This is a genomic window from Mesorhizobium sp. BHscii, assembly GCF_053848065.1.
Window position 1 is genome coordinate 219,626 of the sequence record NZ_JBSPKW010000001.1, and the last position, 20,382, is coordinate 240,007.

19 protein-coding genes and 1 tRNA gene are annotated in these 20,382 nt (G+C 62.7%); 10 read left to right on the forward strand and 10 right to left on the reverse strand.

Going from position 1 to position 20,382, the window contains the following annotated elements:
• The first annotated feature begins 146 nt into the window (after positions 1 to 146).
• The gene (locus ACWTU7_RS01065; RefSeq protein WP_287098150.1) at positions 147 to 1,013 is read left to right on the forward strand and encodes a polysaccharide pyruvyl transferase family protein; all 867 of its coding nucleotides are present in this window, start codon (positions 147 to 149) and stop codon (positions 1,011 to 1,013) included.
• Here the strand turns inward: ACWTU7_RS01065 and ACWTU7_RS01070 are convergent.
• The gene (locus ACWTU7_RS01070) at positions 992 to 2,074 is read right to left on the reverse strand and encodes a hypothetical protein (protein ID WP_455841711.1); all 1,083 of its coding nucleotides are present in this window, start codon (positions 2,072 to 2,074) and stop codon (positions 992 to 994) included. The genes ACWTU7_RS01065 and ACWTU7_RS01070 overlap by 22 nt on opposite strands.
• A 152-nt stretch (positions 2,075 to 2,226) precedes the next feature.
• Here ACWTU7_RS01070 and ACWTU7_RS01075 point away from each other — a divergent pair.
• Positions 2,227 to 2,300: transfer RNA gene (locus ACWTU7_RS01075), tRNA-Pro, on the forward strand.
• A gap of 126 nt (positions 2,301 to 2,426) precedes the next feature.
• Here the strand turns inward: ACWTU7_RS01075 and ACWTU7_RS01080 are convergent.
• Positions 2,427 to 3,263 carry a universal stress protein gene (locus ACWTU7_RS01080; RefSeq protein WP_455837373.1) on the reverse strand — a complete coding sequence of 279 codons (837 nt, stop codon included), beginning with the start codon at positions 3,261 to 3,263 and terminating at the stop codon, positions 2,427 to 2,429.
• A 379-nt stretch (positions 3,264 to 3,642) separates the two neighbouring features.
• Here ACWTU7_RS01080 and ACWTU7_RS01085 point away from each other — a divergent pair, with 379 nt between their 5' ends.
• From ACWTU7_RS01085 to ACWTU7_RS01095, 3 genes are all read left to right on the forward strand, one after another.
• Positions 3,643 to 5,205, forward strand: coding sequence for a bifunctional aminoglycoside phosphotransferase/ATP-binding protein (locus ACWTU7_RS01085; RefSeq protein WP_455837374.1), 1,563 nt, complete (start codon positions 3,643 to 3,645; stop codon positions 5,203 to 5,205).
• Positions 5,206 to 5,236: 31 nt separating this feature from the next.
• Positions 5,237 to 5,686, forward strand: a complete 450-nt coding sequence (gene trxC / locus ACWTU7_RS01090) for a thioredoxin TrxC (RefSeq protein ID WP_455837375.1) — start codon at positions 5,237 to 5,239, stop codon at positions 5,684 to 5,686.
• A gap of 121 nt (positions 5,687 to 5,807) precedes the next feature.
• A complete protein-coding gene (locus ACWTU7_RS01095) occupies positions 5,808 to 6,296 on the forward strand; it encodes a nucleoside deaminase (protein ID WP_095519927.1) in 489 nt (162 codons plus the stop codon).
• 32 nt (positions 6,297 to 6,328) lie between these two features.
• Here the strand turns inward: ACWTU7_RS01095 and ACWTU7_RS01100 are convergent, their stop codons facing one another.
• The 7 genes from ACWTU7_RS01100 to ACWTU7_RS01130 all read right to left on the reverse strand — a co-directional run bounded on the left by ACWTU7_RS01100 (position 6,329) and on the right by ACWTU7_RS01130 (position 13,517).
• A complete protein-coding gene (locus ACWTU7_RS01100) occupies positions 6,329 to 7,294 on the reverse strand; it encodes an ABC transporter ATP-binding protein (protein ID WP_455837376.1) in 966 nt (321 codons plus the stop codon).
• Positions 7,295 to 7,296: 2 nt separating this feature from the next.
• On the reverse strand, positions 7,297 to 8,304 hold the full coding sequence (locus tag ACWTU7_RS01105; RefSeq protein WP_287112985.1) for an ABC transporter ATP-binding protein: 1,008 nt from the start codon (positions 8,302 to 8,304) through the stop codon (positions 7,297 to 7,299).
• A 2-nt stretch (positions 8,305 to 8,306) separates the two neighbouring features.
• The gene (locus ACWTU7_RS01110) at positions 8,307 to 9,224 is read right to left on the reverse strand and encodes a dihydrodipicolinate synthase family protein (protein WP_455837377.1); all 918 of its coding nucleotides are present in this window, start codon (positions 9,222 to 9,224) and stop codon (positions 8,307 to 8,309) included.
• A gap of 17 nt (positions 9,225 to 9,241) precedes the next feature.
• A complete protein-coding gene (locus ACWTU7_RS01115) occupies positions 9,242 to 10,144 on the reverse strand; it encodes an ABC transporter permease (protein WP_455837378.1) in 903 nt (300 codons plus the stop codon).
• Complete coding sequence (locus tag ACWTU7_RS01120; protein WP_095519724.1) at positions 10,144 to 11,103, reverse strand: ABC transporter permease; 960 nt, start codon at positions 11,101 to 11,103, stop codon at positions 10,144 to 10,146. Before ACWTU7_RS01120 ends, ACWTU7_RS01115 begins: the two co-directional genes overlap by 1 nt.
• Before the next feature lie 79 nt (positions 11,104 to 11,182).
• Positions 11,183 to 12,763, reverse strand: coding sequence for an ABC transporter substrate-binding protein (locus tag ACWTU7_RS01125; protein ID WP_455837379.1), 1,581 nt, complete (start codon positions 12,761 to 12,763; stop codon positions 11,183 to 11,185).
• Between the two features lie 40 nt (positions 12,764 to 12,803).
• Positions 12,804 to 13,517, reverse strand: coding sequence for a FadR/GntR family transcriptional regulator (locus ACWTU7_RS01130; protein ID WP_455837380.1), 714 nt, complete (start codon positions 13,515 to 13,517; stop codon positions 12,804 to 12,806).
• Between the two features lie 146 nt (positions 13,518 to 13,663).
• On the opposite strand from ACWTU7_RS01130, the gene ACWTU7_RS01135 reads away from it, so the two are divergent.
• The 5 genes from ACWTU7_RS01135 to ACWTU7_RS01155 all read left to right on the forward strand — a co-directional run bounded on the left by ACWTU7_RS01135 (position 13,664) and on the right by ACWTU7_RS01155 (position 18,460).
• Positions 13,664 to 14,635 carry a Gfo/Idh/MocA family protein gene (locus ACWTU7_RS01135; RefSeq protein WP_455837381.1) on the forward strand — a complete coding sequence of 324 codons (972 nt, stop codon included), beginning with the start codon at positions 13,664 to 13,666 and terminating at the stop codon, positions 14,633 to 14,635.
• Positions 14,632 to 15,627: a Gfo/Idh/MocA family protein gene (locus ACWTU7_RS01140; protein WP_455837382.1), complete on the forward strand. Its 996-nt coding sequence runs from the start codon at positions 14,632 to 14,634 to the stop codon at positions 15,625 to 15,627. The genes ACWTU7_RS01135 and ACWTU7_RS01140 overlap by 4 nt, the downstream gene beginning before the upstream one ends.
• A complete protein-coding gene (locus ACWTU7_RS01145) occupies positions 15,617 to 16,570 on the forward strand; it encodes a dihydrodipicolinate synthase family protein (RefSeq protein WP_455837383.1) in 954 nt (317 codons plus the stop codon). The genes ACWTU7_RS01140 and ACWTU7_RS01145 overlap by 11 nt, the downstream gene beginning before the upstream one ends.
• Before the next feature lie 15 nt (positions 16,571 to 16,585).
• Entirely contained in the window at positions 16,586 to 17,443 is an 858-nt protein-coding gene (locus ACWTU7_RS01150; protein WP_455837384.1) for a TIGR01458 family HAD-type hydrolase, read from the forward strand.
• A 234-nt stretch (positions 17,444 to 17,677) separates the two neighbouring features.
• Positions 17,678 to 18,460: an SDR family NAD(P)-dependent oxidoreductase gene (locus ACWTU7_RS01155; RefSeq protein WP_455837385.1), complete on the forward strand. Its 783-nt coding sequence runs from the start codon at positions 17,678 to 17,680 to the stop codon at positions 18,458 to 18,460.
• A gap of 115 nt (positions 18,461 to 18,575) precedes the next feature.
• On the opposite strand, the gene ACWTU7_RS01160 is transcribed toward ACWTU7_RS01155, so the two are convergent.
• The gene (locus ACWTU7_RS01160) at positions 18,576 to 20,108 is read right to left on the reverse strand and encodes an FAD-dependent oxidoreductase (RefSeq protein ID WP_455837386.1); all 1,533 of its coding nucleotides are present in this window, start codon (positions 20,106 to 20,108) and stop codon (positions 18,576 to 18,578) included.
• Between the last annotated feature and the right edge of the window lie 274 nt (positions 20,109 to 20,382).

The window sequence follows — 20,382 nt, forward strand, 5'->3', positions numbered from 1 at the left end:
GAGCGGATTTTTCACATTTGCGGTGGCGCCGATTTGCCGCACTGCACAACGGCTCGCGTTGGTCGAGAATGAGGCAACACCCGCGGTCGAATGTGCTACACCGCTTCCGGTGGCGGGTCTGGCAGAGAGCAAGCCCGAGGGAAGAGGTGTTCGTTTTGCTGGAAGAGGCCGCCGTGGCTCAAGGTGTGAGGAAAATTGTCCGCAAGGTGCGCGGTCTTGCTCGACGGGACAGAGGCTACGTGCCCCCTCCCCCGTTCCAGCCGAACACGATCGAGCTGTTCTACTGGAAGTCGCCCCTCGGCGTGAACTTCGGCGACTATCTCTCCTCGGTGATTGTCAACAAGATGGCGGCCGACGCCGGCTGCTTCCTGGACGAGGAACGTCCGAGGCCGGTGAGGCTCCTGGGCATAGGCTCGATCCTGCATTTCGCGCGCAACGGCGACGTCGTCTGGGGTTCCGGCATCAACGGCAAGATCCGAGACGAACGGCACGTGTTCAGCTCGCTCGACGTGCGCGCCGTCCGTGGTCCCCTCACCCGCGATTTTCTCATGCGGCGTGGCATCGACGTGCCCGAGGTGTTCGGCGACCCCGGGATCCTCGTTGCCGATCTTCTGGGTTCCCGTTTTCCGAAACCTGCCGAGCGCAAGACGCCGGTCGCGTTCGTCCCCAACTTGCACGACCTGCCGAAGATGGAGGGATGGGAAAACGTCGTCTCTCCACTCGACCATTGGGCGAGCGTGGTACGGCGCATTTCGGAAGCGAGCCATGTCATCTCGAGCTCGCTCCACGGGCTGGTTATTGCCGACGCGTTCGGCATTCCCTGTACGTATCTGCGCCTGTCGGAAGAAGAAAACACACTGAAATATGAGGACTATGTCCTCGGCGTCGGCCGCGCGCGACTGGACATCACGCGATCGCGCGAGGAGGCCGTCCGCGCGAGCCCGATGGGCACGGCCCGGCCAGATCTCGCGAGGCTGAAGGCGAGCTTCCCCTACGATCTCTGGGATTGCTGAGAGGCCGTCGGGGTCGGCTCGACAGCAGCGCGCCGCGCGGTCAGCGATTTCAGGAAGCGCGTGACATCCGATCCGACCCTCGTCCACTCAAATGGCGACAGATCCGGGCGCGGCGACGTGGACTTGCGGAGTGCGGCGAGGAAGCTCTCGAGAGTGGCGGCCGATATTTCGCCGTCGAACAGATGCACCCACTCGGCTCCGACCACCTCCTGAAGCTCCGGCAGGCTGCCGATCCGCGGGGCCAGGAGCGGCTTGTTGCGCCCGAGTGAATGCAAGGCGACGCCGCTGTTCAGGATGTTGCGGTATGGCAGCACGACGGCGTCGTGTGAATCGATGACGCGCTCTAACTCGTCGTCCGGCACGAACTCCCTTCGGATGTCCAGCTTGATCCGCTTGTCGTCGCCCGCGGCTGTGCGGATCCTGCGTTCGAGATCCTCTTCCGGGCAAACGCCGATCACCGTGAGCGAAAACGCGGCCGTCGCCTTGCGGGCCTCGGTAACCAGCTTTTCGACGTTCTTGTACTCCCTGATCAGTCCGAAGAAGAGAAGCCTGTTGTGTCGCTCGGATGGTCTGGCGTCCCGCGGCGGTTCGGCGACCGATTCATAACGACCATGGACCGTGACCAGCGTGGCGAGCGAACGGGCCGCGGGATGCAGGCGATGCAACTCGCGGCGGGAATGTTCGGAGAGGAGGATCACGCCGTCGAGCAGCTTCAGAAACAGGTAGGTGGTCAGCCCCGATTTCAAGCTGCCGCCGTCATGGGGCTCCAGGTTGTGTACCACCCACAGAAACCTGGTTCCGTGAAAGACCCTGTCCCAGAGCATGCGGCCGAGAAGCTTGAGCGTCGCCTTGCGGCTGCTCGGCCGAAAGAATTCAGTCGGCCAGTGGAAGAGGACGATGTCGTAGCGGCCGCGGCCCAGGTGCTCCCAGTCGAACGGAACCCGCTCGAAGCTTGTGCCGTCGATGTGGCCGGAGAAGAGACCCGTAAAGCTGTTGCCCGGAGCATTGAGGGGTTTCAGCGCCAGAACAGGTTTCTGCGCGAAATGTGTCTTGTCGGTCATCGGCAATGTTCCGTGGCAACGCTTGATCCCGAAGGGGAGCCTAGGCCTGTCCCGTGCCAGCGCAAGCGCGGGTGTCGGGTCAATTGGTCGCGGCTTCTGACCCGACGCGTTCAGGAACGAAGTGCGGCGGCTATAAGCCCGCGGTCTGGTCACGGAGTGTAGCGCAGCCTGGTAGCGCACATCGTTCGGGACGATGGGGTCGCAGGTTCAAATCCTGCCACTCCGAGCCAGAAAAAACAAGCACTTAGCTTTTTCCCGAAGCGCCTCCCACCTGAAACCCTACCTGAGACTCACTCGCAAGCCCAACCCTTCTGCGCGTTTTCGGGCTTGACCATGCCGTATTGGCCGGCGGTTAACGCGCCATAAGGATCGGCATCGACGGGTCTTCAAGCATCGAGATGGTGACGCCGCCGAAGATGCGCTCGCGCAACCGGGAATGACCATAGGCGCCCATCACCATCAGATCGGCGGCGATGTCGACCGCGTGCCTGCGAAGCACGTCGGCGACTGAATGATCCAAGCTGGGCAGCCGGTCGACCGTGACATTCACGCCATGCCGCGCGAGATAGGCAGCGGCGTCGGCTCCGGGTTCGGCCCCGTGACGGTACTGGTCCTCCACCGGATCGACCATGAGAAGGTGCACCTCTTCGGCACCTGGCAGCATGTCGAGAGATTCGCGGACGGCACGCGACGACTCCAGACGAGCGTCCCATGCAATCAGAACGCGTTTCGGCTTCAGTGTCGGCCGCGATCCCACGGGGATGAGCAGCAAGGGCTTTCCTGAAGAAAACAACGCGCCTTCGATCGCTTTGCTTTTCAGCGTTTCATTGGCAAGCAACTCCGGTCCAATAACCGTAATGTCGGCGTAGCGGGCACGGCGGCCAATGGTGTCGTCGGCCCAGCCGGCTTCCGGATATTCGTTGGAGACATCGGCCGAAAGCACCCTGCCGGCGAGAAAAGCCGACACGGCAGCGGTTCGCTTCTTCAACAGATTCTCGTCGGCCCGACGCTCCTCGAGCCAGGCTTCCGAAACGACTGCGGCATACTCCCCGACCGGTGGCGGCGCAGCTACGGCAACGACCAGAACCGCAAGATGGGCGCCGATTTCGGTGCACAGGCCGGCGGCGAGCTTGAGATCACCGTCACCCTTGTTCGGTCCCGCAACGGTAAGTATCGTCCTGAAAGCCATAGCGGCTGCTCCCGATCCTCAAAGTCCAATCGTCGTTGCAACAACAGCGAGACGGCTCGGCGCGTTCCTAGCGCTGAGACAAGAACGTCGCCGCGCATCATTTTGATCCGTATCAACATGCCCACGTGCCGACGCTAACAGGCGCAGGCCGCTACGTCGTGCCGAAACATGGCGATCGCGATATGCCGTTGTGGGGCCGCCAAGGTCTTCCGAAGGACGCCAACAAATACGGCCGAACGCCGGAGAAGTCGCACTAGGGAACGCATCCGTGACTTGGCTGGTTATATCCAGACGCTGCAGCAGGAAGGGCCCGATGGCGCGGAATTTCAGCGACCACGCCAATCGGATTCCAGGGTGGATACAGACAAAGAGGCGTCCGATGATCGTCGAAGATCAGGAATCCGTGGTCGCGATGTTGATGGACCCTGCCGCATATGGCGAGATTGGGCCGGTCGAGGCGATCGAAACCCATATCTCGCGTATCTTCCTGATTGGCCAGCGCGCCTACAAGATCAAGCGAGCTGTAAAGCTGCCCTATGTCGACTTCTCGACCCCGGTGCTGCGGCTCGCCGCTTGCGAGAAGGAGGTGGAGCTTAACTCCAAGACCGCGCCCGGCCTCTATCTGGGTGTGCGGCGCGTCACGCGAGAGGCCGACGGCAAGCTCGCCTTCGACGGGAGCGGCGAACTGGTCGATGCGACGATCGAAATGGTCCGCTTCGACCAGTCGAAGCTGCTCGATCGAATGGCAGTCGGTGGTGAACTGACGCCTGCGCTGATGACGGCGGTCGCGCGCATGATCGTGCGCTATCATCGCGGCGCGCCGGAGGTCCACAAGGGCAGCGGATCCTCGAACCTGGCAGGCGTGCTCGCCATCAACGAAGCCGGCTTTGCCACCAGCCATGTTTTCGACGAAGCCGAGATCAACGCATTCACCGGGATTTTCAGCACCGCCCTTGCCCGTCATCGCGAACTGCTCGACCGGCGGGAAGCGGCAGGCAAGATCCGGCGATGCCACGGCGATCTGCATCTGCGCAACATCTGTCTCTTCGACGGAGAGCCCCGCCTCTTCGATTGCATCGAATTCAACGACCAGATCGCCAGCATCGATGTGCTTTACGATCTGGCCTTCCTGCTGATGGACCTCTGGCATCGCGGCTTTCCGGAACTCGCCAACCTGGTGATGAACCGCTACCTCGACGAGGCAGACGACGAGGACGGCTTCATTCTCCTGCCGTTTTTCATGGCAGTGCGGGCCGCAGTGCGCGCGCACGTCACCGCAACCCAGATCGAGGAAGGCAGTGCCGATTCCGGCGGGCTGATTGCCGAGGCGAGATCCTATTTCGAGCTTGCCCGAACACTTCTCCAGGCAAGGCCTCCTCGGCTGATCGCTATCGGCGGTTTGAGTGGTTCCGGCAAGACGGCCGTTGCCGAGGCACTCGCCGCGCATGTCGGCGCGCCGCCCGGCGCCCGCATTGTCGAGAGCGATCGCATCCGCAAAGCGATGCATGGGGTACCGGCCGAGACGAAGCTGCCGGACAGGGCTTATCGACCGGAGGTGTCCGACCGCGTCTACCGCGAAATGGCATGGCGCGCCGACTTGATCCTTTCCCAAGGCGGTTCGGTGGTCGCCGATGCCGTCTTCGACAGGCCGACTGATCGCAACCGGATAGAAACGGCGGCAACTGGCAGAGACGTTGCTTTCGCCGGATTCTGGCTGGAGGCGGATCCGCTCGTTCTTTGGCAGCGGGTGAGCGAGCGCAGCGGCGGTCCTTCCGACGCCACTGTCGATATCTTGTCGCGGCAATTGCAACGAAAGGCCACCCCGTCCACCTGGCGCAAGGTCGACGCCGATCGAAAGCTCGCCGACATCGCCGCCGAGTTGGCGAGCGTTTCGGACGCGGCCGCTCCTGCGCAGGGTACTGCAGTCAAGACAGCATCGTGACGGCGACGCGCATAAAGATGGGTGAATGGGCATGACGCAGGAAAAACTGGTGGTTTGCGGCAAATGCGGCGGGGTCAATCGCCTGCCGCCGGGACGGGATGCCGGGGACGCGAAATGCGGAAAGTGCGGCTCTAAACTGTTCTCGGGTCACCCGGCAGACGTCGACGCACAGAGCTTCGATCGCCAGGTCAAACGAAGCAGTCTCCCCGTTGTCGTCGACATCTGGGCACCGTGGTGCGGCCCCTGCAAGATGATGGCGCCGGCCTATGAAGCAGCAGCAAACGAACTGGAGCCGCACGTTCGCCTGATCAAGCTCAATTCCGACAATGAGCAGGCCGTTGCAGCCAGGCTCGGCATTCGCAGCATCCCGACCATGATCCTCTTCCAGAGCGGCCAGGAGGTTGCGCGCACATCCGGCGCCATGACGGCGGGGCAGATCGTCAGGTGGATCCGCGATCACCTGCCGACGGCCGCGGCCTGAAAGTCGGCACGCTGTCGATGATCGCCGTGGCCGCATCAGCAAGCGAGCCCAGAAGCCATATGACTTGAGTCGCTGGATTGTCCGGCACTATGATCAAACGGCACTGCCGGAGGATCTGCCGATGCCACAACGCCCCTATGATGAGCGCCTGCTCCGTCAGGCGTTCGAAGTCGCGCGCAAGGCCCGCGATGCTGGCGAACATCCCTTTGGTTCGCTCCTCGCTGACAAAGACGGCAATGTGTTGCGCGAGCAACTCAACGGTTACAAATCCGGAGGGGGCGACCGCACCGCTCATGCCGAAAGGCTGCTGGCCTCGTGGGCGGGGATGAATTTCAGTCTCGAAAAGCTGGCCTCCTGCACACTCTACACTTCGGCCGAACCTTGCGCGATGTGCTCCGGGACAATCTATTGGGCGGGTATCGGACGCGTCGTGTTCGGGCTGGCTGAGCATGACATGAAGGCACTGACGGGTGCACACGTCGAGAATCCCACACTCGACCTGCCCTGCACGGTCGTTTTCGAAGCTGGGCAGCGTCCGACTGAAGTCGTCGGCCCGCTGCTTGCCGATGAAGCGGCGCAACTCCAGGCCGATTTCTGGAAAGACAAGTAGCTCAATTGCCCCGCGCGGCAAACGAGTGAGTGCTAGGCGATGTCGTCGCGAATGCAGGCCTTCAGATGGCCATCGGACGTTGCCCGCAGCGGTGGGACAATGCCAGCACAATCGTCCAGAGCAACCGGGCAACGGGTTCGGAAAACACACCCGGTTGGCGGATTTGCGGGGCTTGGAATGTCGCCCCTCAGCACCTGCCGGCCTTGCTTGACCAGTGGGTCGAGCGATGGAATGGCCGAGAGCAGCGCGCGCGTGTAGGGGTGCTGCGGCCGCGCATAGAGCGCGGCCGCCGGCGCAACTTCCATGATGCGGCCGAGATAGAGAACGATCACCGTGTCGCAGATATATTCGACGACGGCCAGGTCATGCGAAATGAACAGCATGGTCAGACCGAGCCGGACCTGCAGGTCGCGCAGAAGATTTATGATTTGCGCCTGAATGGAGACATCGAGGGCAGAGACCGCCTCGTCGGCGACGATGAATTCGGGTTCGAGCGTAATCGCCCGCGCGATGCCGATGCGCTGACGCTGCCCGCCCGAAAATTCGTGGGCGTAGCGATCATAGGCATCGACTGGCAACTCGACCGCAGCAAGTGCCTTCTCCGCCCTCGCCCGCCGCTCGCGCCTGTTGCCGATGCCCTGAATATCCAGGCCTTCGGTCAGGATCTGCCCGATGGTCATGCGCGGCGACAGGCTGGCGAACGGATCCTGGAAAATATACTGCATCTTTCGGCGCTGGCGAGCTAGCGGCCCGGCGCTCAGCTTGGTGATATCGATGCCGTCAAAGCTTATTTCGCCGGATGTCGGCTCGATGAGACGCAGCAGCGAGCGGCCGATCGTGGTCTTGCCCGATCCGGATTCACCGACGAGGCCGACCACCTGGCCGCGCGCAATATCGAAGGAAATATCTTGCAGCGCCCTGACGACGGGACCGCGCGAGAACGCCGTCGGCGCGAAATGCTTGGTCAGATTCCTGACCGAAAGGAAGGGGGCGTCCATTGTCAGAGATCCTTCCAACGCAAACAACGGCTGTGCTGGGTCGACGTCGCCGCGAACAATGGCGGCACCGCGGCGCGGCAGGCGTCGACAGCCATGGCGCAACGCGGCGCGAAGGAGCAGCCCTTAGGCAGCAAGGCCAGCGACGGAACATTGCCGGCGATGGTCGGAAGCGGCGTTCCTGCTGCCTTCAGCGAGGTGGCCTGGCCAAGCCGTGGCACCGAACGCATCAGCCCCGCGGTGTAGGGATGACGCGGACGGGTGAACACCTCGCTCACCGGACCCGATTCCACGATGCGCCCGGCATACATCACCGCGACCCGGTCGGCGATCTCGGCAACGACGCCCAGATTGTGCGTGACGAACAGAATGCCCATGCCGCGCTGCGCCTGCAGCTCGGCCAGCAGGTCGAGAATCTGGGCCTGGATGGTGACGTCGAGCGCGGTAGTCGGCTCGTCGGCGATCAGCAAGGTCGGATTGCAGGATAAGGCCATGGCGATGGTGGCGCGCTGGCGCATCCCTCCCGACAGCTCATGCGGGTATTGCCGCGCCCGCCGATCGGGATCGGGAATGCCAACCTGAGCCAGCAGCCGCACGGCGTCGGCGGCCGCATCGCGATGCGACTTGCCAAGATGGATGCGGATCGGCTCGGCGATCTGTTCGCCGATCGTGTAGACCGGATTGAGGCTGGTCATCGGCTCTTGGAACACCATGCCGATGTCGTTGCCGCGCACCTTGCGCAGCGACTCAGGATCGAGGCCGGTCAGCTCGGTGACCGTGCCATCCCTGCGCCGCAGCGCGATCGATCCCTCGGCGATGTGTCCGATCTTCTTCGGCAGCAGGCCGATGATCGACAGGCTGGTGACGGACTTGCCCGATCCGGACTCGCCGACGAGCGCGACCGTTTCACCCGATCCGATCGTCAGATCGAGGTCCTGCACGGCGGCAATGTCGCGTCCCGCGATACGGAACACCGCCCGCAGACCGGAAATCGAGAGAATCGGAGCGTCCACGGTCAGCGCAGCAACCCGACGTCGCGAAGAATGATTTCGACCTTTGCGGTTTCCTCGTCGTTCAAGCTGCGTTGCGGCCGCGCCATGGTGTTGGAGGCGATGATGCCGAGGCTCTTCATCGCGGTCTTGAAAGCGCCAACGCCGGCCGAGCCGGCGCTTGTCCTGCCGAGCGAGATCCAGACGATCTCGAACAGCTTCAACAGCCGCTCCTGTTCCACGCGGGCTTCGGCGTGCTGACCCGTCTGCATCAGGGTCCACAGCTTGACGTAGCCGTGCGGGTCGACATTGGCGAGGCCCGGCACGACACCATGCGCGCCCATGGCTAGCACGCTGTCGACCAGGATCTCGGACCCGGTCATGCCGAAGAAATTCGGATCGTCGGCCATATCCTTGAGCACATAACGCAGGTTGCCGTCATCGCCGCTGGAATCCTTGATGCCGGCGATAGCGCCCTCGCTAGCAAGGGCAACGGTGGTCTTACGCTCCAGCTTGACATGGACGCAGACCGGAATGTCGTAGGCGATGATGGGAATGTCGACCGCGTCCTTGATATAGCGGAAGTGGTCGCCGATCTCGGGCTGGCTGGTGCGGGCATAAAACGGCGCGGTGACGACGACCGCGTCGGCACCGGCCAATCTGGCTATCTTGGCATGGTTGATGACACGATCGGTTGTCGGGTCGATGACCCCGGCGAAGATCGGAACGCGGCCGTTGTTGACCTTGACCGCGTGCTCGATGATGGCCCTGCGGCCGGGCTCGTTATGGAAGACCACCTCGCTGGTCGAGCCGAGCACGAAGAGCCCGTGTACCCCGCCGTCGAGCAGGTTCTCAATCGTCCGCGTGAACGACGGGAAGTCGACGCTGAAATCGGCATTGAGCGGGGTGACGACAGGTGGCACGACACCGGTAAACAGGGGCATTTTGAAAAACCTTTGGGTCAGTTGAGATCGGAACGAGGGTCGAATGCATCGCGCAGGCCATCGCCGATGAAGTTGATGGCCAGGACGGTGAGCACAAGCACGGCGCCGGGAAACATCCATTGCCAGGGATATTGTTCGAGCACCACGGTGGAGCGGGCGAGATTGAGCATGTTGCCCCAGCTGGCTTCGGGCGGCGCGATGCCGAGGCCGAGAAAGGAGAGACCGGCTTCGAGCAGAATGGCGTTGGCGATCTGCAGCGTGGCGTAGACGACAAGAATATCGATGCAGTTGGGCAGGCCGTGACGGAACAGGAGATGCGGCAGCCCCGCCCCCATGCCGCGGGCGGCGACGACGAAGTCACGCTCGCGCAGCTCGAGCAGCCGGGCGCGCACCATGCGCGACAGCACCGGCCATGAGAGCAGCGAGATCACCAGGATGGTCGGCGCGATGCCGGTGCCGGCGATCGAAGCGAGCACAAGCAGGAAGATCACCGGCGGCAGCGTCATTGCGAGATCGACAAAGCGCATCACCGTGCCGTCGACAAGACGCCCGCCGAAGCTGGCGACGGCGCCGACCAGGAAGCCGATGACGATCGAGATGGCGACGGAGCAGACGGCGACCAGCAGCGATATCCGCCCGCCTTGCATCAGCCGGGCCATGACGTCGCGGCCGACGCCGTCGCTGCCTAGCCAATGAATGGCGGACGGTCCCTTGTTGATCGCCCTGAGATCGATGGCATTGGGGCTGAACGGCCACCATAAATGATAGGTCGACACCGCCAGCAGGATGGGAACGACGAAAAGCAGACCGGCGCGCGCCGCACGATTTTCAAAGAAGCGGTCGAGCGCGCGGCGGAGCGGTCCTTTGGTTTGCGGCGCGGCTGTCGGGTCGACGGTCGGATCTCGCGCGGTGATCGTCATCACGACACCTGAATGCGCGGGTCGACGACGGCATAGACGATATCGGTCAGGAGATTGACCAAAATGACGCAGATGCCGATCACCAGAGTGGCGCCCATGATCACCGGGTAATCCCGTGTGCCGACCGCGTTGACCAGCAGCAGGCCCATGCCCGGCCAGTTGAACACGCTTTCGAGGAAAATGGCGCCGCCGATCGCGATGCCGACCGTCGAGCCGATCAGGGTGATAACCGGCAAAAGCGCATTGCGCGTCGCGTGCTTGATGATCACCCAGAATTCGCGCACTCCCTTGGCACGCGCGGTTCGCACATAATCCTGGTTGAGCACTTCCAGCAGCGACGCGCGCATGTAGCGCATGATCAGCGCGGCGTGTCCAATGGACAGCAGGCAGGCGGGCAGGACGAGGTGCGCGAGTACGTCCGATACGGAAAAAGGTGCGCCGGCGGTCTGCATGCCGCCTGATGGCGCCCAGCGCAGCAACACCGAGAAAAAGTACAGCCCGAGAAGTGCCGTCAGAAAAGCCGGGCTGGAGATGCCGACGAAAGCAACCACCGACAGGATGATGTCGGGCAGCGCGTTACGGCGGACGGCGGAGAAAATGCCGGCGGAAATGCCGAGCACGATGGCGATGGCCAGGCCCGTACCCATCAACAGCGCGGTTGGGCCGATGCGCTCCATGACCAGCGGCAGCACGGCAACGCCGCTGCGCTGGATCGAATAGCCGAAGTCGCCGCTGAGCGCAGCGCGAAGCCAGGCGAGGTATTGCACGGGAAGCGGCTGGTCGAGCCCAAGCCGGTCGCGCAGGACTTCGAGGTCGGAAGCAGACATCGGGCTGGAAGGGTTGATATACGCGTCGATCGGATCGCCGGGCGCCAGTCGCAGAAGGATGAAGATGAGGACGCTCAAGGCGACCAGCATCAACAGTCCTGTAGCGCTGCGGCGGGCAATGAAACTCAGCATTGGCGGTCCGTGGTGATGGTGAGAGGAGCCGGCATCACGCCGGCTCCCTGCAAAGGCGGGCCTGGCCCGCCAAGCGCTTTTACTGGATATCCCAGCGTTCCGGGTGAGCCGCATAAGGACCGCCCGCCGGCGCCGGCGTCCAGACGAAGTCACGCAGCTTGTTGGAGGCGACGCCATAGCGGTTGGCCACCCATAATGTCGCCCAGGGCAGATCCTTGTTCATCACCTTGCAGACTTCCTGCCACGATTTATCGATCTTGGCCGGATCGGTCTGGCCGAGCGCAGCGTCCAATGCAGCGCTCAGATCGTCGAACTCGATGCGCATGGTGTTGAAGCCTGCCGGCGGAATCTGGGACTTGTTGAGACCAGGGCTGATGCCAGCCGGATTCGGACCGTTCTGCAGGCCGGCATAGACCATCGCAAATGCGTTCCAGTCCGGCGTGCCTTCCTTGTAGACGATGCCGTTATAGGTCGGCGTATCGACGACACGCGGCACCACATTGATCCCGACCTCGGCCAGCATCGACTGGATGGCGGCCATCACATTGGCTGCTTGCGGCGAGCCGTAATAGGTCAGCAAGGTGATGGGTTTGTCGCCGTTGATCTTTTCCCAGCCCGCCTCGGCAAGCAGAGCCTTGGCCTTTGCCGGATCGTACGCATAGGGTTCGAGGCCTTCGGGGAGCAGATGCGGCGCGACGTAGCCGCAGTTGGCCGGTTTGGCCGCGCCGCCATAGAGGCTCTCGATGATGGCATTGCGATCGATCGCGTACATGATCGCCTGGCGGACGCGAACATCCCTAAAGAGCTCGACCTTCTGGTTGAGGCCGATGTAGTTGACCACATAAGAAGCGCCCTCGATCACCTTGAAATTGCTGTCGCTCTTGAAGGATACCGCGTCGTCGGGCTCGACATAGGTGAACTGGATTTCGCCGGCGCGCAGCGCGGCAACGGCCGCCGCCGGGCTCTCGAAATACCGGTTGATGAGCACATCGACCTTTGGCTTGCCGCTGCGATAGTCGTCATCCGCGGCCAGCTCGACATATTGATCGCTGACATAGCGATTGAATTTGAAGGGGCCGGTGCCGACCGGCGTGGTGGACCACCAGGTGCTTGTGGCCAGCGTTTCTGGCGGCATCCCGGCCAGAGCATGCTCCGGCAGGATCATCACCTGCGAGAGAATGGACAGGAAGGAGCCGTTGGGCTTCGACAATTTGACGACCACGGTGCGATCGTCCGGCGCGTCGACCGACGCGATGTCGCCGAGACGCGCGGCAAACAAGCTGCCGGAGGCTTTGTTCCTGGCGAGTTCAAGCGTAAACTTGACATCCTTGGATGTGAACGGCTTGCCGTCGTGCCAGGTCTCTTGGACAAGGTTGAACGTATAGGTCAGTTGGTCGTCGCCGACCGTGTAGTCCTTGGCCAGATCGCCTTCGAGTTCGGTCAGTTCGGCGTTGTAGATCACCAGCGGTTCAAAATAGGTGCTGAGCCAGGTAAAGCCGCCGGTCGCAGCCAGCGGGTTGAAATTCTTGGGAAAGCCGCCGGGGCCGACGTCGAAGCCCCCGGTTATGGTCTTGGCGCCCTGTGCCTGGACGCTGGTGGCCAGGCCGCCGAGCAGCAGTCCGGTGATGGCCAGATGACGAGCGATAGTCTTGATGCGCATGGTTTCCTCCCTTGGCATTGTCAGCTAGTTCGGCGTTGGGTCAGGTGGTTCGGTTTTTGGCGATGACTTCCTGAATCCCCCTGTAGTGGTCGTCGAGGCGCTGACGCGCCCGGTCGACATCCTTGGCGGCGACGGCCTCGACGATCTCGTGATGGTCGCGCCATGTCGCCAGCGGTGTCGGATTGTCGAGGCTGGTGAAATTCGAGGCCTTGTTGAACGCCACCCAAAAAATGTCGATCAGCGCGCTCAGCATGTGATTGTTCTGGCAGCGGAACAGCAGCTGGTGGAATTGCTGGTCCTCTTCGGCAAAGCTCTCCTGGCGCTCGGCGCGCCGCCGCATGCTTTCGGTCAGCTGGCGCAGCGCGGCGATGTCTTCGGCGCTGATCATCTCGATGGTCTTGGCGATGAGGCCGGTTTCAAGGACGCGGCGGATCTCGCGCAGCTCCTCCACGTCGCGCAACGAATCCTGCAGGCCATATGCCAAATTATCCAGCAAAGGCTTGAACGAGAATTCCTTGACGAACACGCCGATGCCGCGACGCGTCTCCAAAATACCGATCGACTCCAGCGCTTTGATCGCTTCCCGCACCGAGTTGCGGCCGACGCCGAGCCGCTGCGCCAGGAAGGTCTCCGGAGGCAAGGGATCGCCTGCCTTGAGCTTGTTGCTCTGGATATAGTTCCTGAGGCTCTCCTGCACGCTGACGTGAAGCAGCGGCGGTCGGGTCAGCGGTTCGATCGACTTGGGTTCCGACATGGATTTGGGTTCCGAGATCGATTTGGGTTCCGACATTTTGCTCCAAGCGCCGCCGCAATTGCGCCGATGGCGCGCCGCAAAGCGGCCGATGCTTGTAGCATAGCGACTTGTAGGATATCCTGCAAGCAGGAGGATACACCACTGAAATGAAGATTGTCCTGGCCGGCTCAAGCCATTGGCACGCCGAAATGCATCTCGACGCTGCACACTCATGTGACGCCGAAATAGCCGGCATTTGGGATGAGGACGCGGAGCATGCGCGCGCCTTCGCGACGTGTCATCATCTGCCGTTCATTGCGGATTTTGCGAAAATCCTCTCCAGCCCGCCGGACGTGATCCTGCTGATGGGACATCCTTCGACCGTACCGGCGCGGGCGCGGGCTGTCATCGAAGCTGGCATACCGCTGATCCTGGAGAAGCCGGCGGCGAGCAGCACCGGAGCGTTGGCCGCGCTGCGAGACCTGGCGAGGCAGCACCAGGCCTTTGTCAGCGTTCCCCTGCCCAACCGCTTTGGACCGGCCGTCACTGCCTTTGAACGGCTGCGCCGGCAAGGCCGTGCCGGTGCGGTTGCGCATTGCCAGTTCCGGCTGGTCAATGGCCCGCCGCAGCGCTATGCGGCCGAAGGTGTCGCCTGGGTCGTGGATCCGGCGATCGGTGGCGGTGGCGCGCTGAGGAACCTCGGCATACACGGCGTCGACGCCGCGCTCAGCCTGGCAACCGGCGGACTTCAGCTGAAAGCCGTTTCGATCGAGAACCGCATTCACCGCGCCGCGGTCGAGGACCATGCGCTGCTTATGCTGGAAGATGCTGCCGGAGCCTTGTTCGTCGTCGAGGCAGGATACACGTTCGCGTCGATGCGCCCCGGCGGCGATTTCGAATGGCGCATCGTCAGTGAGAATGCCACCCTCATTGACTATGGCGACCGCACCATCTGTGCGACGCGCGACGATGGCGCTATCGTTGACTTGCCGATCGAATTGCCGGCGACGCGCTACCGCCTGTGCATGGGCGACACGCTCGACCGGCTGGCCCGAAAGGCGCCGCCGGCGACTTCAATCGATGACTATGTTGCGGCGATGTCGCTTATCGACGCCGCGTATGAAAAGGCAGGACGATGACTGGAATAGGCATTATCGGAGCGGGCGATTTCGGTGCGGCCCATGCAAGGGCAATCAAAGAAGTGCACGGCCTGCAGCTCGTCGCATCGTGCCGCGGGAATAACGATGCCCTGGCCGGCTTCACCGGCGAACATGGTGGTCGCGGCTACACCGATTGGCGCAAGCTGCTGGATGACAAGGATGTCGACGCTGTCCTCATCGCCAGTCCTCACCACCTCCATGCCGAGATGGCGATCGGCGCAGCAGAGGCCGGCAAGCACATCATGCTCGAAAAGCCGATGGCGCCGACGGCAGCGGCCTGCGATGCGATCAATGCCGCCGTGGCCGCCGGTGGCGTCAAGCTGATGGTCGCCCATCTCATGCATTTCGCCCTGCCCTGCATGGCAGCCAGGCAGATGCTGGAGGAAGGAGCGCTCGGCCGGCCTCTCATCGGATCGAGCTGGATCATCAAGCTCTGGATGGAGCACAATCGCCGCGACTGGCATCTGCGCAAAGCAACCGGCGGCGGCATGCTGTTGACGGCCGGTATTCATGCGCTCGACCGCCTGGTCTGGCTGATGGATGACGATGTCGTTTCGGTGAGCGCCATGCTTGGCGCCAAGTTCCATGAACAGGAAGCCGATGACACCGCCCTGCTCGGACTCCGCTTCGCCGGCGGCGGGCTCGGCCAGGTGCAGAGCGTCGGCTATCGCAATGGCGCGACCACCTACGCCATGGACCTGGTCTGCGAGCAGGGAACGCTGCGCATCGATATGGACCGCGGCACGATGCTGGGGCGCGATACGGTCTGGACCGACCTGCCCGGCTCGTTCGAGCCGAACTGGATGCACAGCGCGCTGGTGCGCGAATGGAGCGCAATGCGCGATGCCATTGCGGACGACAGTTCGGTGCCAATCTCCGGCGCCTATGGGCGCAAGATCATCGGCATCATCGAAGCAGCCTTTGCCTCGAACGAGACTCGGCGCGAGTACGAGATCGCCGGTGCCCGCTGAACCGGACGACCACCTGACCCACTTGCCTGCACATGCGCCGCGTGGTGTCTGGGGCGCGGTGATGCTGGCCATCGACGATCGCGGAGCGATCGACTGGGACGCCACGGCAGAGACGATCGCACGGCTCTGCGCGACCGGAGTCGACGGCATCTATTCCAACGGCACCGCCTGCGAATTCCACTGCCAGACCGAAACGGAGTTCGACCGGCTTTGCGACCTGGTGGCCACGATAGCCGGCCGCGCGCGCCTGCCTTTCCAGATCGGCATCAGCCAGTCCAATCCGCGCGTCGCGCGCGAGCGGCTGATGCGGATGTCGGCGCTTCGCCCGGCGGCAGTGCAATTCACCTTGCCCGACTGGTGGCCGCCGAGCGACGGCGAGGTCATGCGTTTCGTCGGCGGTCTTGGCGAGACTGCGCCTGACATGCCACTGGTGCTTTACAATCCGCCGCACGCGAAGCGGCGCCTGACGCTCGAAGGTATCGCCAGGCTGCGCGCAGCCGTGCCGTCGCTGGTCGGCGCCAAGCTGCCGGGCGGCGAGACCAGTTGGTACGCCGACATGCACCGCGAACTGCCGGGATTTTCGGTCTTCGTGCCCGGCCATATGCTGGCGACGGGATTTGCCCATGGCGCCCACGGCAGCTATTCGAACATTGCCTGCCTCAGCCCGAAGGGCGCGGTGATGTGGTGGCGTATGATCCGCACCGACGCGGCAGCCGCTGCCGAGGTCGAGAAGCGCATCAAGGCCTTTCTCGCCACCCACGTACTGCCTTTTCGCGCTCGCTATAATGTCAGCGATGCGGCACTCGACAAAGCGATGGCGGCGGCCGGCGGCTGGGCGCCGCTTGGCCCGCGACTGCTCTGGCCCTACAGCTCGGTTCCCGACGGGGAGATCGCGACGCTGGCCGAAGCTGCCCGCACGGCCTTCCCCGAATGGTGGCAGTGACCGTCGGTTAATCGAATGCGCCTGCCCGCCCTGATCCAAAAGGAACAACCATGGCCTTGTTCCGGATTTGACGCATGGCGCACTCGTGGTCATGCTGGAACGATGACAAGGGGTGTACTGCTGGACCTCGCAGGCGTCATCTATGATAGCGAGACCGCAATACCAGGCGGGATCGACGCCCTCGCGCGTTTGCGCCAGGCCGGTTTGGCCATACGCTTCGTAAGCAATACCACGCGCTCGTCGAAACAGGGGGTTCTCGAACGTCTGGAGGCAATGGGACTCACCGTTACCAAGGCAGATGTTTTCACGCCGGCGCACGCTGCTCGCGAATGGCTGCTTCGCAATGTCTGTGCGCCACACTTGTTGATTCACCCTGGCCTTGCGCCGGAGTTTGACGAACTGCCGGATCGCGACAAGCGCGCCGTCATCGTCGGCGATGCCGGAGACGCCTTCACATATGCGGCGTTGAATGACGCGCTCCGCGAGCTGAGCGCGGGGGCCGAATTGCTGGCCCTTGCTACCAACCGGACGTTTCGAGATGCTGACGGCGGGCTCAGCCTCGATGCAGGGCCATTCGTCGCGGCATTGGAATTTGCCTCCCTGAAACGCGCAACCGTTCTCGGCAAGCCCTCGCCGGCATTCTTTCTGTCGGCGCTGGCAAGCATGGACTGTCCGCCGGATCAGGCGATCATGGTTGGCGACGACGCCGAGGCCGATATAGCTGGCGCCCTGCGCGCCGGACTTTCGGCTGCATTGCTGGTGCGGACAGGCAAATACCGGCAGGGCGATGAGAAACGGTTTGATCCGCGCCCGACCGCAACCGTCGCCGATCTCGCGGCGGCAACCGATTGGATCATTGCGCACCGAGACTGATTGCGCGGGCTGAACCGGCCGTACAGCGCCCACACCCCGGACCTTTGTGCTGCGCGGATGAACGAGCGCAAATTGAATGCTGATCGCAAGGGAAGGCGGACAACAGCAGGCGCTTCGCTAGTGGTGCAAGTCTGACACTTGGTACCGGTGGACGGCAAGAAACCGCCCATAGCCGGGTGCAATGGCTTTTCCAGACTACAACGGTATAGTGCTCGAAACTGGCGGGGTGGTGTGATGTCGACCATACTTGTGACTGGGGCAACGGGTGGGATCGGGCAAGCAATTTGCGAACGGCTTGCGGCCGGTGGCGCGCGGCTGATGGTGGCGGCCCGCAATCAGGTGCGGCTTGAGTCGCTGGTTTCGACCCTGCCTGCACCAGCCGACGGTTCGCATGAAGCTATACCGGTTGATATGGCATCCGATGCCGCGTTGGGCGAGTTTGATCGACACCTCGCCACGTCGGGCCTCAAGCTTGATGGGGTCGTTCTTATGCCGCCCCAACCGCATTCGTCCGCTGACCCTATGCCCGAGCCGGAGGTCTGGCGAACGCTGTTTCAGACAAGCTTCGTTGGCCCGTTGTCCCTGTTGAAGTCGGCAATCGCTCGGATGGAACCGGCCCCTGAAGCAGGCCGTCGCTGCAAGGTCGTAATCATTTCCGGCATTTCTTCGGCTCAGGTTCTTAGCCACTACGCCACCGCCAACGTCATCCGCACCGCTTGGCTTGGAGAAGCGAAGACGCTTGCTTTTGCGCTGGGCGAAAGAGGTATTCATGTGAACACCCTTTCACTCGGTGGGACGCTGTCGCCCTGGTATCGAGATGCAATAGGCAGGCGAGCACAGGACGCCGGCGTGACGTTTGAAGAAAGGATTGCGGTCGAGACCGACAATATTCCTCTCAAAAAGTATGGGACGCCGTCTGAAGTTGCCGTCGTCGTCGAGGGCTTGTTGTCGCCCCTCACTGATCACATGACAGGCTTGAACATTCTACACGATGGCGGATTCACTCGGGCTTATTGAGGACGCCCTAAGCGCGATTGCGGGCTGACCTTCCATGTTGTCCGTGGTTGCCGATCGGCGGACTTTCAGCCTGAGCTGCCCCACGCGTCTGGTACCAAGTGTCAGGCTTTTACCACTAGGTCATGTGGCGCTCCATTTCCACCTCGGCCCCTAGACTTTCGATGTCGCGGAAGATCGAAGCGACAGCCAGCGTGCGCCCTTTGCGCTTGAAGCGGAGCAGGCAATCCTTGGCAATGACGTCTCCATCGACCACGATCTCGTCCCATTGCGCGGCATGGCCGACGTAGTTGATGGGAACATCGTAATGCTGGCTCCAGAAGAACGGCACGGCGACGAATTTCTCGCGATGGCCGAGCATGTTGAGGGCCGCGGTTCGCCCCTGCCTCTCTGCGACCACCCAATGCTCGACCAGAATGTTCTCGCCACTGTGCGGATCTGGCCACCGCGCAATGTCGCCGGCCGCGAAGATCCCTGGTGCGCTCGTCTCCAAAAAGGCGTTCACGACGACACCGCGGTCAAGGATGAGCCCCGCCGTTTCGGCAAGCCCTGTCCGCGGTCGCACGCCGATGCCGGCGACGACGAAATCCGCCGCCAACGTATCGCCACTGCTGAGTTTCACCTTGTTGCCGTCGATGCTACTTGCGGTGTCCTCGAGATGGAATACGACACCATTCTCCTCATGGAGGGCGCGGATGAAGTCGCCCATTTGCGGACCCAGGACGCGTTCCATAGGCCGTTTTTCCGGCGCCACGACATGAACTTCGATATCGCGCGAGCGCAGGGCCGCGGCAACTTCTAGGCCAATGAAACTGGCGCCAAGCACGACGGCGCGGCGCGCGGTCGTGGCTCGCTCGATGATCGCCCTGCAATCTGCGAACGAGCGCAGCGTGTGAACGTGTGGCAGGTTGGCGCCGGGTATGGTCAGGCGAACCGGTTCGGCTCCGGTCGCAAGGAGTAGCCTATCGTAAGGAGTCCGGGCCCCGTCCGCGAGTACAACTTCGCCAGAACGTGCATCGATGCTGGCGACGTTCGCATTGAGGCGCAGGTCAATATCGTTCCTTGAGTAGAAGCTTTCTCCGCGGAGCGGAATCCAATCCTCCGGTGCTTTGCCGGCGAGGTAGTCCTTGGAAAGATTGGGCCGATCAACGGGCGGCGCTTCGTCGTTGCTGAGCATGACAATGCTGCCCTGATAGTGTTCGCGCCGCAGTTTCTCTGCCGCCGCGAAACCGGCCGCGCCGCCACCGACAATGACGATTCTCTGCGGAACCTGGCCGGAGCTTCCATTGCGCTGCTTCGGTGCCGTCCGCTTGCGCTTTTCTCCGACGAATATCCGATCATCGCGTTGTTCCACCGACCAGCAGGCGAGTGGATTAAAAGCAGGGGGGCGCAAGGCCTCGCCTGTACGCAAATCGAAGCACGCGTGATGCCAGGGACACCGGACGGTGTCTTCCACCACAAGACCGTCGGCGAGCGGCCCGCCATAATGTGTGCATGTCGCCCCTATGGCGAAGACCTCCGCCCCGCGGCGCACCAGCAGCACCTGCTCATCGCGGCAATGGCCGAGGATCTTTCCACCATCGGGAAGGTCGGTTAGCGCGATGCCCTCGACCAGATCCGGCCCGTTTGGTTTGACATGACCTTCAGCCATTTTCCTCTCCCCTGGCGCGATCCGGTGACAAAATAGCCTGTACGGCCGAGCGGCGGGAAATCTTCAGGTTACCAGCTCGGAATACCATCTGCCTGGCTAGCGCGCCTTCAGGTTCTCGGACACCGCTTGTGCCCAACGTCCGGCCGCGTAATTCGTTGCCAGTCGGGCAGTACGCGCCGTCGATTTCCTGGAGTTTGGATTCGCTGCTGAAGGAATGACACCGTCGCGTAAACTTTTTCGCCGGACATGCGTTGTCCCTTTTCCAAGCTAAGGA